Annotated in this window: 9 protein-coding genes and 1 tRNA gene; 2 read left to right on the forward strand and 8 right to left on the reverse strand. The window is 54.5% G+C overall.

Features of this window, described 5'->3' with window-relative positions; translation table 11 throughout:
• Positions 1-27 precede the first annotated feature (27 nt).
• From F454_RS0111695 to F454_RS0111725, 7 genes are all read right to left on the reverse strand, one after another.
• Positions 28-2,235, reverse strand: coding sequence for a DUF5703 domain-containing protein (locus F454_RS0111695; RefSeq protein ID WP_156817261.1), 2,208 nt, complete (start codon positions 2,233-2,235; stop codon positions 28-30).
• A gap of 223 nt (positions 2,236-2,458) precedes the next feature.
• Entirely contained in the window at positions 2,459-5,518 is a 3,060-nt protein-coding gene (locus tag F454_RS15905; protein ID WP_169334391.1) for a LamG domain-containing protein, read from the reverse strand.
• A gap of 177 nt (positions 5,519-5,695) precedes the next feature.
• The gene (locus F454_RS15060; RefSeq protein ID WP_018970849.1) at positions 5,696-8,440 is read right to left on the reverse strand and encodes an alpha/beta hydrolase fold domain-containing protein; all 2,745 of its coding nucleotides are present in this window, start codon (positions 8,438-8,440) and stop codon (positions 5,696-5,698) included.
• A 118-nt stretch (positions 8,441-8,558) separates the two neighbouring features.
• Positions 8,559-9,164, reverse strand: a complete 606-nt coding sequence (locus tag F454_RS0111710) for an alpha-ketoglutarate-dependent dioxygenase AlkB family protein (RefSeq protein WP_018970850.1) — start codon at positions 9,162-9,164, stop codon at positions 8,559-8,561.
• Between the two features lie 23 nt (positions 9,165-9,187).
• Positions 9,188-10,048 carry an ROK family protein gene (locus F454_RS0111715; protein ID WP_018970851.1) on the reverse strand — a complete coding sequence of 287 codons (861 nt, stop codon included), beginning with the start codon at positions 10,046-10,048 and terminating at the stop codon, positions 9,188-9,190.
• 89 nt (positions 10,049-10,137) lie between these two features.
• Positions 10,138-10,731 carry a phosphoribosylglycinamide formyltransferase gene (gene purN, locus F454_RS0111720; protein ID WP_018970852.1) on the reverse strand — a complete coding sequence of 198 codons (594 nt, stop codon included), beginning with the start codon at positions 10,729-10,731 and terminating at the stop codon, positions 10,138-10,140.
• 95 nt (positions 10,732-10,826) lie between these two features.
• Positions 10,827-10,901 (reverse strand) — tRNA-Val (locus tag F454_RS0111725).
• 185 nt (positions 10,902-11,086) lie between these two features.
• Here F454_RS0111725 and F454_RS15065 point away from each other — a divergent pair.
• Both F454_RS15065 and F454_RS0111735 read left to right on the forward strand, forming a co-directional pair.
• Positions 11,087-11,950, forward strand: coding sequence for a D-alanyl-D-alanine carboxypeptidase family protein (locus F454_RS15065; RefSeq protein WP_169334392.1), 864 nt, complete (start codon positions 11,087-11,089; stop codon positions 11,948-11,950).
• A 37-nt stretch (positions 11,951-11,987) separates the two neighbouring features.
• Positions 11,988-13,151 carry an aminotransferase class I/II-fold pyridoxal phosphate-dependent enzyme gene (locus tag F454_RS0111735; RefSeq protein ID WP_018970854.1) on the forward strand — a complete coding sequence of 388 codons (1,164 nt, stop codon included), beginning with the start codon at positions 11,988-11,990 and terminating at the stop codon, positions 13,149-13,151.
• 213 nt (positions 13,152-13,364) lie between these two features.
• On the opposite strand, the gene F454_RS16165 is transcribed toward F454_RS0111735, so the two are convergent.
• Positions 13,365-13,618 (reverse strand): transposase (locus tag F454_RS16165; RefSeq protein WP_026292871.1); only part of this gene is annotated, 254 nt, incomplete at its 5' end.

Below are 13,618 nucleotides of genomic sequence, written 5' to 3' on the forward strand. Positions count from 1 at the left end.
GTTTGAGAGTGCTATGTGAGACTCTCTTTATTGTGCGCCGATGATCACAACATCTTTGCGGCGTGATTCAGGTGTGACCTTGAGTTCCACCACTTTACCGCCTTCTACCTTAGCCTCAACTACGGTATTTTTTGGTGCGTTCAGCTTGAACTCCGCATTCCAATCGCTAGGCCAAGCTGGGAGAAGGTGAATCTTCTCACCCTCTGGTAGCATGATCATTCGCTGCAGCGCAATCATCGTCACAGAGCCGTGGCATTGGTCTGGAAGCCAATCAAAATTCGGCCCCCAGATCGCGGGGAAGCGAGCTTCTTCGATCTGCTTCATGCCGATCGGAGAACGGTTGGTCGCATTGGTCACCACAAGCATCTTCGCTTCATCAGTGAGGCCGAGCATGGCAGCTTGGATCGGGTCCTGTCTCCAGCCACCAGTCATCTTGTTACGGCGACGGTGGTAGGCCTCACGTGCCATTTCCACATCTGGCTGAGCCACGGAGTAGAGGCGGTATGGGAATACTGCGTAGAGCTCAGGTGTCTCGGAGTTCTTCAAGTCTTTGAAGACCTTACCCGGAGTGAGCCACTTCTTACCATTTTCCTCCGCGAATGGCACTGGTGGGATCTCACCCAGGAAGCGCTGCCAATTCGCACGCTGCGCCGCGCTGGAGAGGGAGGCTGGGAGAGCTAGCATACCATCGAGCACGGAGCGTAGGCCAGCCACGACTGGAAGTGGGTTCTCGGTATCCTGCCAAGTCTCCAAGGCCATTGATGGGTAGATTTTGACGGTACCGTCTTCCGCACGCTTGTAGTGCTGATCGTAGAACTTGAGCACCTCATCAGCGATCGGAATGAGTGTCGTCTTCGCGAACTCTTGATCGCCGGTGTGGGCGTAGTAATCGAGCATCATCAAGGAAAGCTCAAAGCCACAGTCCCAGTTGTACTTCATGTACGGGTTCTGCGGGATGAAGCCTGGGTTGTTGCGCCCGAAGTCGACAATGCGGTTCAATCCCCACGGGTGCATCGTTTCGGAGAAGTAAATCCCTTCATGCTTGAAGTAGGTCTTGGTGCGCTCCTGCAGCAAAGGAATCGCCTTGCGATACATTTCCCAGAGCGACTTCATCTGCGCGTAGTCGCCAGAATAAAGCATTGGCCAGTAGCTCAGGCGTGTGTTCTGGAACCAATACGGTCCACCCCACTGGCGCCAGTCCGGGCCGTGATCTCGCACTTCCTTGGTCTTATGATCTCGAATCAATCCATCAACCGTGAACAAGGAACCATTGAACTTGATCGGATAGGCACCACGGCCAGCACAAGATTGCATCCAGCGCTGCAGCACATAGGCATTCGTCACCTGCTCCGCCTCGGGGCTGCCAGACACATAGATGTGGCTGCGCGACCAAAAGCCCTTCCAGTAGGCGTCGTGTGCTTGGCGGGTCTGCGCCAGCGGCTTCGCCTCGACGCTATCCTGCTGCGCTTCGATCTGCTGCACCCAAGCATCCGGCGTATCCGTCTGTGCGGTGAGTGCATGCACTTGAATATTCAAGCTCTTGGTCGGAGCTGCTGTCACCAAGTTGCTCTGGTCTTGGCTCACCAAACCCTCACCCGAAACGACACAACCGAAGGTCAGGTGCTTGAGTGGGTCATGGTACTTGGAGGCCGACTCACCCAAGTGCTGGGTGTCAAAGGTGGATTGGAAAATCGAACTGACATTGCGTTGGTACCAACGGAGGGAGTTGTCCTTAGCAGGCAGCACCACGTCGGGCACTGCGCCGCCGCTCATCGGCTTGCCCGCGGCGCGCCAGGTCTCCAGCATCACCTTGGCGGAATACGCCTCATCACCTTGGATCTGGACATTCACCACCGGGTTGTTGGCATCGATCCAGAATTGCAAGGTCTTCCCCGCCCCCTGGATCTGAATCGTCCCGGTGTCGAGGTCGAGACGTTGCTCGAACTTGGCATTTGCTGCCACCAATGGCTTATCCAAACGCACGCGGATGCGCCCAAGCTTCATCAATTCCTGATGCGCGCTCCAGCTATCACTCTTCGAGAGCAAGAACACCAGGTCGCCATTCGGCTCCACCCAGACGTTCGCTGCTAGGTCGCCATTGCCAATCGGCATCGATCCGTGGCAATTCTCACTCGGAGAATCCCAAACGACATCGTATTTATCTAGGGTGGCCGCCAACAGCGGGCTCACACCAGCCGCCATCACGGCTAGTATGATTCGATATTTTTTCATCATAGTATCATTTATTAGTATTACTCAATTTGTAGTGGGTGCATCAGTAGCTACTGCGAGATTCTGACGAATCATTCAAACAGGCATCAGAAAAATGCTAAGCCGCACGATTTCTGTATGACAAGTCTGGGCAGAAAAAAGCAAGGCAGACGCGAACGCCTGCCTTGCTGAATCTGTTCTTGTCCCGCCCAATCAATCAGCGGGGATGTTGGAAAGAGCGGCTTCCTTATTGGTCGCGGCGCAGCACCCACTTGGAGCTTGCTACGTCGTCGAGCGGAAGGTTGTAGCTGAACTTGAAGCTATTGGACTTGGTGTCGTAGTCGGTCTGCCAGAAGTCGTTGCCGTGCGCCGATTGATCGAGCTTCACTTCCTTGCCATCCACCACCTGGTAGAGGCTGTAGCCAGAGCCTTCGTGGAGGCCTTCGAAGCGGATTGGCACATAGCCGGTACCACCCTGGATATCGACCACAATCTCATCCTGCTGGTTTGCCTTCACGATCACTGGGTAGCTGTGCAGCAAGCTGCCACCGCTGACATCCACCTTGAGATTGTTCTTCACCGCCTCGCGATGTGTGGTCACCCATGATGCTGGGTTTTCAGTCACGTGCTTACGGAAGCTTTCATTTGGTCCGTAGTAGTCGTCGGCTTGGCGTGGTAAGGTGATCCACTGCACATCAAACTCCACCGAGTCGCCTGGCTGGAACTCAGTCACACCTTCTGGCGCGGTGAGGAGACAGTCGAGGTTCGGCTTCTGGCCTTCAGACCAGCGGAACATCGGGAAGGAAACGGTTGGGTTGGTGTACTCTTTGCCGCCGATCACTGCCTTGTAGGAGCGAATCACCAGTGCACGGTACCCTGTTCCCCATTCCTTACGCAGCTTGCTATGTGCCCCTGGGAAGGAAACCCACCACGGACCTTCGCCCTGCAGCGTGGTCGGTTTTACGAATTCCTCATTGAGCTTGAGACCTTCTGGCACGTCGTGCTCCTTGATCAAGCCATCGACATTACCGTATGCAATCTTAGGTGTGATGTAGCCGCTGGTGCGACCCATCTTGAAGAGCCAACCTTTGGCATCCACCGGCTTGTCGAAGACATACTTCATGGTGGTGAAGGTTCGGGCGTGGTCGTCGGTACGGAGAGTTCTCACAGTAGAGGCCACATCCACCTGACGCTCGGCACCGTAGTAGCCGTCGTAGTGAACTTCAGTGAGACAGGGACCGTGAGCGATGTAGGCGGTTTTAAGACCATTGAAGAGGTGCTTCTGACCCTTGCCATCTTTCAAGCCAAGCCAATCGCCACCCCAGCCAGCATCAGTCCAGCCCCACTTTTTACCTTCCTTGCCATCGCGTGCCATCAGCATGCGCACGTCAGTGACCACCACATCCACACAGCTCATGTCCATGTCCATGCAGTAGGTCTCACCCCAACAACCGATACCAAGCTGGTCCCAACGGCCATTGCCGCCGTATCCAACCAAGGAAAGCTGTGCATGGTGCGTGGTAGGTAGGGTGCCGTAAAAGCCGTATGGCATTCTTAGCTTGTACTTCTTTTCCTCAGCACTCGCTGGGAGCAAGACGTAGAAGCGGGAGTACGGCCCCATGTGCGCTTCGTGCCAGTTCTTACTGAGCTGTACTGGGATGCCAGTAGGCACGCCATGCTCATCGCAGAGGATTGGGCAGACACCAGTCACATTCGCAGGATCGAACATCTCCATCATGAATGGCACGTTCTTCTTGCTGGATGCCTGCACCACAATGTCGAGTTCATCGTAGGCGCGGATGTCGGTGTATCCTTTTTTGAAGTCGCGCTTCGGGCGATTCACCAGCGAGACAAAGCAACCATAGTCCTTGCGGAACTCCACCGCTGGAAGCTCGTTCAACTTCATCGAAGTCGTGACCTTCACATCGCTGTAGTCCTTTTTCTCCCAATCACAATTGAGAATGAGCTTCTGCGTTTCACCCACTTTCCAATCTCCTTCGACGAGATGCTCGGTCTTCCAGTCGTTCCCTTCAGTCTTGAGAGCCACGCGCATGGTAGCATTCTTCCAGGCTGGACGCTCGATCTTCGAACCATCTTCAAAGTTGTTCTCGTAGGTGAGGCCATTACGGTTACTCAGCTTGCCGGGGTGGTGGGTATGCTGGCGCAGCTCATTCACTGGAAGCACGCGGTTCCACATACGAATCTGATCCACCACAACTTCGTTGATCGCACCATGACCGTCTGGACGTTGGCCAATGCGCATCACGCCATTACTAGTCTTACGAGGACGCCCAATTTTCTTGGACTGACGCTCACGTCCATCGAGGAAAAATCGCATGGTTTCGCCATCGTAGCTCAGCGCGTAGTGATGCCACTTGTCTGGGAGCACTGAATGGCCACCGGAGCGGAGGTAGTGGCGATTCGCTTTACCTCCAATGTTCATCACCGCAGTCGCTTGCATGTGACCAAACATGAAACCAAAGTTACCATCAAAACTCTCATGATGGTTCTTCGCTAGGATCCATCCATTGCTAGAATTAAACTTGCGTTCAGGAATCTTGATCCACGCTTCAAAGGTGAATGTCTCATTCTCCATGCCCGCTTCATGTGGGATTTCGATGGACTTCTCACTCACACAGAGCCCATTGCCCACGATTCCCTCTTCAGGTCCAGTCTTGTAATCGATCGCTGGCTCGAGCTCGGCACTGATTGCCAAAGAATCGGGCCAAGTTTGGATATTCAGAGTCGCATCCACGCCGAGAGCCTTGCCCTCTGCATCTTTGAATTCTAGCTTCTGGATATCGAAATACTGCGCCAAGCGCGCAGACTCCCACATGCGCGTGCTCTGAAAGCGCTTTCCTTGCTCGCGCTCACGCGCTGCACGGCTAGTGAAGGCACGATAGACATTGCCCTCATGCTCCAACTCTACCAAGAGCTCCGCTGGCTTTAGCAGCTCCATGCGCTTGCCGTCAGCGGCAAGTGCCTCATTGTAGTCTAAGCTGTCGTTGAAGAAACCAAACTTGGCGTCCTGCAGCTTTGCCACATCGACCTCCAAGCCAAAGTAACCGGTCTCGATGCTGAGCACATCAGCCGAGCTATCGTCGCGATGCTTGCGCATGCCGTTTTTCCAATAACCGAAGGAATAGTCGCGGTTGTCAAATGGCAACGCCTTCTCTCGAGTCGGCTCATTAGCTTCAGCGCCATCGGCGTCCACACTCTTGAATGGTAGCTTGTCGCACGAGCTCAAGCCGGCAACAGCCACCACACTTAATACTCCTAGGTAGGTCAAATTTTTATTTCCGTTCATCGCAATATCCTTCATTTATACTATGCCAATTCTGATTGACTTTGCCCTATGATTAATGGGCTTCATAGTCAATCATTTAGCAGCTTGATTGTGTGTAAATTTCGTCTCAACACTCAATGGCCGAAGTCGTGGCACCGATTCTTAGCTGCGCCACCTTTTCCGGAGAGAGTGTGTTTATTATTTGTAGCTTTGGTAGTCTTTGCCATCCACCATGGTTTTCACCCCTTGAGGCACTGCCACGAGTGAAGAACCAGTCAAGATCCCATGCTTCACAAGAAATTGATCTTCTAAATTCAATGACCAATAAAAGTAGGGATTGCGTGGGTTCCTGCCATTGCAGAGGCCATGCTTGCCATCCTTCCCCACATAATACTCAGAAGCACCACCTGATGCTTTCAATTTCTCATGAAATGCCAGCAAGTCCTTCACCGGAATCGCCGGGTCTTGGTCACCCAAAAATGTGATGAATGGCGGCAATCCTGATCGTACAAAATTCGGCGGTGAAAGCTCGGCTTTACAACGGAAATATGGATTGTAGAGAATCACCGCGTTCGGGACACAAGAGATCGAGGTGTCGTAGACCGCATCATTGGTAGATGGGTCGTCCAGGGTCGCCACAGCTGCTGCCATCTGACCACCCGCTGAGCCACCTGCCGCAACGATTTTGTTCGTATCGATCTTCAACTTCGCCGCATTCTTGCGCAGATAGCGGATCGCCGACTTCGCATCCTTCACACACTCTAAGGGCACTTCCACATTATCACGCTTCTGCAGGCGGTACTTTACCGACACAGCTACCATCCCACGGTCACGCCAGTAGGCACAATCTGGGTAATGCCAGTTAGGTTCGCCAGTGCGCCAGCTACCGCCGTGGTACACCACGAAAGTCGGGTAGACCTCATCCGATTCTGCGTAGCCTTCGGGCAAAAATACTGAAAGCGTGAAGTCGTTGCCATCCACCGTCTTGTAGGTCCAAGTCGTGTCTGGCTGCGCCTGCGACCAGCCACCTTTATTCGCAGTGCTTTGCTTCGCTGCAGGCTTTCCCGGCACCCAATGGAGGTCATTGAAGACTGGGTCTGGACCGACCCATTCCTTGCCCAGAGTCTTGTTCTCTGGCTTGCCTCGCAACACCTCGGTGGGTGAAAGGCGCAGTTCTTTGATCCCTTGGAAGCTCGCTAGAGCCTCATCAGCTTGATTCTTGAATGCTGAGGCTGGGAGCTCGATCGCCTCCCAAGAATTGCCACCCTCAAGCGCCACTTCCGTAGCGTATCCATCGATGGTGATCACCAAGGCATTCTTCTCTTTGCATGACACTTGGAGTGCGAGCTTGGCTCCCTCTGGAGCCTTCCACTGCGGGTCATAGACCTTGTGAGTGCTACGGCCCCAGCCCGGCTTGTAGCTGAACCATTCTTTCTGCCATCCCTCAGAGAAGTCTTCGATCATGTTGCTCGGCTTCAATGTCGCCTTCACCTCAGCTTCCTGAAGCTGCGCCGGCGCCGTCATCGAGAGCAATGAGGAAAGCACAAACTTGTCTGCGCTACGCACCGCATAATAGTAGCCAGCAATCGTCACGGGCTCGTCCAGCCCGTAGGTCACATTGGCGTAAGCCCAGAGCGGCTTATCCGAACTGATCAATGGCATCTCGGCCTCCCAGAAGGAACCCTTGTTGCTTGTCTTCGCATAGCGCCAATGGCGGTTCTTCACATTGTCGATATCAAGCTTTGCCCCTGGGTTTTTCCCTTGTTGGGTGTAGAAGACTTCCACCGATTGCACCGGGCGTGAAGCATCCACTTGCACGAAGGCTTTCGGCACTCCCTTGCTCAGATCCACCTTGAAGCCTGGTGTCTCAGGAAACTTGAAGCTTCCCTTGAGGTGCTCGTCAAACCACAGCTGAGTCGCCACTTCGTACTCCGGGGTGTCTTGATGGTTGTGGTGCGGTGAGCTTGTCACTCGCCATTCCTTCGTCTGAATATCATCCACCGCCTTCGGCACATCGTTGATGCGACCGTGGAAGTCGTTGGCCGGCTTCAGGAACAGGATAGGGCAATCAATCTTCTGCAAGCTCGTCGAATCTCCCACCACATTGCGATGCAGTGGGTTCTCGTTCGCATAGTCAGAGACACCACCACAGGAAGGTGCGGACGCTTTCACACGAGAGTCAGCACCGGTCGTTAGAACCGTGAGCTTACCACCCATGGAGTGGCCGTAGACACCGAGGCGCTCTGGGTCCACCACTGGTTGTTGTTCTAGGAAAGTCAAGGCGCGGCGGGCGCCAAGGGCACAGAGGAACCACGAGCTATTACGCGGTGACTCTACCGAGTCGAGAGTCCAATCTTCCTCACCCTTGCGGATAGCGACAAAGGCGTCTTTGCCATGGCGGCTCGGCGCGTGGTAGGCATCCAATGCACCCCAGTCGGTGGTGAGTTTGTATTGAGGGTTGTCGGTCTTTCCTTCCCAAAAGAGCTTCACCACATTGGGGTTCACAAAGTATCCTTTCGCCGAGATCCGGCCAGCCCATGAGATCGAAATCGTAGCGTATCCGCGCTTGGCATTGGTGAGCACCGCCGCTTCGTGCGCGTACTGGCCGCCTCCGTGGATCTGCACCAAACCTGGGATTTTCTCACCCTTTTCCATCGCGTCTTTCGGGTAGCCATATACCCCGATCATCATCGCCTTCTGGCCCTTGAATACCCCGATACGATAGCGCAGCACCTGAAGCGCCACGCCATCTTGTTCCCACTCCTTGAGGACTTCCACATCCAATGGTTCCTTGCGCGGGTCGAAGCCGCTCCAAGCTTCTTCATGAGTTTGCGGCGCTTTGCCGTCTACCAACGGGGGGAGTGTGTCCTTCTCAGCCGCAGTGCCGAGAGCTGGCAATCCCACTATTGCCGCACACAGGTATGGGTACATTCGCTTGATCATCGTTTTGCATACTAACGATACGTCTTGATTCTTTCACCATAATAATACCCCAAAGTGAGAGGATCCTTTCAGCCAAAGCATCCACCGCTGCTGCCATCTTAGTCCATGCGCAAAGCCACTAGCATTGGACCACTCGACGGAAGGTCAAACTCACGCGCGGCTCATTGATTCTCTTTGTCTTAGCGATGCAATGCTGCCAACGCTCTTGAGTACTCCCACGCATCACCAACAAGCTACCATGCACGAGGTCAATCGCTGCTGTTTCTTTGCTAGAAATATGGCGAAAGCGCATCCGCCGTTCAGCGCCCAAACTCAATGCCGCAATCACCGGTTCCTCACCGAGCTCCGGCTCATTGTCGCTGTGCCACCCCATCCCTTCATCACCACTCTGATACCGATTCAACAAACAGGAATTAAACCGTTCGCCAGTCACGTGTTCCACCCAATCCAAAATCTCTAGCATCGTATCCGACCACGGAATCGCGTGCTTGGTCACCCCAGAGTATCGATAACTCAGGCCCGCATCCCCATACCAAATCACCTGACGTGCCGTCGTGACTTCCTTGCCAAACATCATCAAGACATCATTGCTCCAATGCTCATCTGCCAACAACGCGGCAAACCAAACATCACCGCACTGAGCATCCAATGCCTCAGCACGGTACCAAACCTCACCATCATGCCTTAAGATGTTGCGCGGCTCCTCTGCAAATAAATCCATCATGAGTCAGGTGTTCACTCCTCCACTCAGCATGACTCTGCCAACAAAAATGCCCCTCGAATCCCAGCATCCTGCGCAAAACATGGCGGTACAACGAATTGCTCAGATCCATCCAAAACAGGAAAATACCCAGCTGCTAGCTCACGCAACCTGCGCTCCACCGCAGCATGAAGTCCCTCAACCTGAGACACCCCACCCCCCAACACCACCACACTCGGGCTGGTGATCGCAAGCATCGCTAAAATGCCGTGCGCCAGATACCATGCTTCCCAATCCCACGCCCGATGCCCGGGATCCAGCTCCTGCGCAGCGCAGCCCCAGCGCAGCGCAATCGCCGTGCCCGAGGCCATCCCTTCTAAACAATCGCCATGGAAGGGACAAGCACCTGCATAGGAGTCCTCAGGATGCCGAGGCGTCTTAAGGTGGCCAAACTCCGAATGTAAAGCCCCGTGGCTAAGACGCCCATCCACTAAAAATCCAGCACCAATTCCGGTGCCTACCGTGATGTATGACACATTCTCATACCCGCGCGCCGCACCCGACTTCGCCTCAGCCAAGACCGCCGCATTCACATCGGTATCCAGCACCACATGCGCCTGCGGCAAATGAGCACGCAACACTTCCACCACATTGCACCCGATCCACGCGCTCTTCGGTGAGTTCAACACCTTACCGTAATCCACGCTACGAGGGTTCACTTCGATCGGGCCAAACGCGGCCACCCCGAGCTGCGTCACGACACCGCGCTCATTCAGCCAAGCCCCTGCCGCCTCCAGGGTCTCATCTGGCGTCGTAGTAGCAAAACGATACTGCTCCTGCACCGAACCATCTGCAGCCGCTATCGCCACCACCACCTTCGTACCCCCAAGCTCAATTCCCGCTCGCATCTCTAAGATTTACCCGATCCTAACAATGTTAGCCAGCCAGAACCCCAAGAAGATTCTGCCATCGTAATGATCGGCCAAATCACCCGGGCTCAGCCTAAAAGCACAGATGCCATGCCTTGAATCACCTCGGGGTAAAGCCTGTGCTCTTGAACCTGAATCCTCTGATGCAGAGTCTCTGCAGTATCCCCCTCCAGCACCGGCACGCGCGCCTGCTGGATGATTGGCCCCGTGTCCATCCCCACATCCACGTAGTGCACGGTGCAGCCGCTCTCAGCCGCTCCGTCGTCTACTGCCTGCTTCCAAGCCATCAAACCCGGATAAGCAGGAAGCAAGGAGGGATGAATATTTAATACCCGCTGCGGAAATGCATTGAGCAACTCAGCCTTCACCAATCGCATGAAGCCCGCTAGGCAAACCAAATCAACCCCAGCGCCAAGCAAACGCTGCGCCACAATCGCTTGCTTCTCCTCCGGAAACTTGCTGCGGAATCCGCCACAATCAATCAACCCGGCCGGTATACCAACCCGGCGGGCGCGCTCTAAAATAAACGCATCTTCCTGGTCGCTCAGCACCAACACAATTTCAGCATGGAGCGAACCAGCCTCAATCGCATCGAGGATGGCCTGCATGTTGGTGCCCGACCCCGAGCCCAGCACACCAAGTTTCAATTTCCGCTGCTTCATCGCGCTGATTATTTCATGTGACAAGTATGATGACATACTTCATGGCATAAAAAAACCAGCCATCTCTCAGAGATTGACCGGTGATCATAAACAAGTGGTACAGGAAGAGGGATTTGAACCCCCGACCGCCTCGGTGTAAACGAGATGCTCTACCGCTGAGCTATTCCTGCGTTCACTTGCTGCGTGCCGCCTTGCGACGACGGCGGAAATATCCATGATTCCCATTTCATTGCAAGATCTTTTTTGCTCTTTTTTAGGATTTTATTTTACCGATGTTTCTGACTCCAGGCGTAATCAATTCATTTTCAAGAATGAAAGGAATCGGCGCATTATCGATCAACGATCGACTGAGCACTTGATTCTTTCTGCCCAGTGGGGAATCATCCTCGGCATGACATCACGTCGCTTTCTTTTCTCTCTCAAATCCCTCATTCTAGGCTCACTCGCACTCACCATTCTCTCAGGCACGAGCGCAGAGGCTCGCTCCACCCCGCCGACAATCGGTGCCAAGCGAGCCATCGTCATCGACTACCGTAGCGGCAAAATCCTTTTCGCCAAAAATGCCCACCAAAAATGTGCCGTAGCCTCCACTCAGAAGCTCCTCACCGCCCTCTGCGTGCTCGATGCCGGATCGCTACGTGATTCCGTCACCATCCAGCAAAGCGATACATACTGCGAGCCCACCAAACTCTACCTCAAGCCAGGCCAACGCTACACCCGCAAAGATCTACTCCAGGTGCTCATCGTCAAATCCGCCAACGACGTCGCTCGCGCCCTCGCACGCGATGTCTCTGGAAGCCAAACGGCCTTCTCCAAATACATGAACCGCAAGGCCAAGCAATTGGGCATGCACAATTCAAATTTCATCAATCCCAACGGTCTCACCGTGAAAGGCCAATACTCCACCGCCTACGACGTCGCCATCATGTCGCGCAATGCCTACAGCCGACCAGAGATCCGCGAAATGATGAAAATCCAAAGCTATCACTTCCGCTACTCCAATGGCTCGAAGAAACTCCTCAAAAACACCAACCGCCTACTAGGGAAAAACCCGTACTGCAACGGCATGAAGACAGGCACCACCCGAGCCTCCGGACGCTGCCTTGTGAGCTCCGGCACCCACAACGGCCGTACCGTCATCGCCGTGGTGCTCGGCGCCACCTCCAGCACCATCTGGACCGACTCCGAACGCCTACTCAACTGGGGACTGGGCTTATAGCAACTCCCGAAACCTAAGCCAGGTAGCACGAACAACCATGCGCACGCCCGAGTCTGAGCTCGATTCCCTCGAACAGAGCAACCAGCTACGCAAGCTCAGCCACAATGAATCGGCGGCGGGGGCTACCATCGTGCTCGAAGGCAAGGAATACCTCAACTTCTCAAGCAACGACTACCTCGGCCTAGCCCAACATCCAAAGCTGATCGATGCCGCGATTCGCAGCACCCAGCAATGGGGCACTGGCACTGGCTCATCTCGCCTCGTCTTTGGCAGCCAAACACCCTCAAAAGCGCTGGAGCAATGGATCGCCAATGCCAAAGGCACCGAAGCTGCCTTGGTCTTCGCCAATGGCTACACCACCTCGGTAGGCACCCTCAGCGCCCTCGTAGGTAAAGGTGACACCATCATCCTCGACAAACTCAGCCACGCATCACTCATCGATGGTGCCCGCCTATCGGGCGCCACCATCCGCGTCTTCCCCCACAACAACCTAGAGAAGTTAGAAAAAATCCTCCAATCGGTTAGGGCCAAATCCGAGCCTGAGCAACGCTGCATCATCGTCACCGAGGGGGTCTTCAGCATGGACGGCGACACCGCGCCATTGCGCGAAATGATCAATCTAAAAAACCGCTACGGCGCCTGGCTTCTGGTCGATGAAGCGCACGCCCTAGGCATCTATGGTGAACACGGCATGGGCCTCGCGTCTCAACTCGCATGCTCAGACGAGATCGAACTGCAGATGGGCACCCTAGGCAAGGCTGCCGGCAGCGCCGGTGGCTACCTAGCCGCCAGCCACAACATCATCCAATTGTTGGTAAATAAAGCGCGCTCTTTCATCTACTCCACCGCTGCCCCACCCGCCCAGTACGCAGCCGGCCTAGCCGCTCTCAAGCTCATCCATAGCGATGAAGGGTCCAAGCTCCGCGCCAAACTCTGGAACAACCTCAACCTCTTCGCGGAACTGACCAACACCCCAGTACCTGAGAGCTCGATCATCGCATGGCAAGTAGGCGATACCAACAAAGCACTCTCACTCATGCAAACACTGCGCGAAGATTACCAGCTCATCTGCCCCGCAATCCGTTACCCCACCGTGCCCCGCAATACCGCCAGACTGCGCATCACCATCACCGCCAGCCACAGCGAAGAGCACATCCACAAGCTCGCCACCGCACTACTCGAGCTCAGCGAGGCGAACTAAGGTCCTAGATATGTGACGAAAGCGTTCGAGCTGGTCTTATCCCCTTGCCCTTCAGGCAAGATCTTTATTCGCACCTAAATCCCAGCCATGCAGCTGCGCCTTTGACTGGGCTGGCACCTTGATCAGCTCTGGTGATACAGGTCAACTATCCACAGCTAATGGCAATGCAAACCAAAGGGAATCCATCGCTGAAGGCGATTCACATACCAGCAACTATATTCCGTAAATTTCTTTTTTAACCAAAGAATTGAGATGGATAAGAAGTTTCCGAGCAACAGCAATCACGATGGCTCGACCTGCTTTTCCCGCGTCACGAAGTCTAGCTCCAAAGCTTTTTAGTTCAGGGTTATGTCTCAAAGCTACTACCGCAGCCATGTAGAGAGCTGTTCGTGGCCGAGCGCGTCCACCGTATATTTTTCTCACTCCCTTGTAATTCCCGCTTTCAAAGTGAAGAGGGGCTAAGCCTG

Origin of the sequence: Rubritalea marina DSM 17716, assembly GCF_000378105.1 — a bacterium.
GTDB classification, from domain to species: Bacteria; Verrucomicrobiota; Verrucomicrobiia; order Verrucomicrobiales; family Akkermansiaceae; genus Rubritalea; species Rubritalea marina.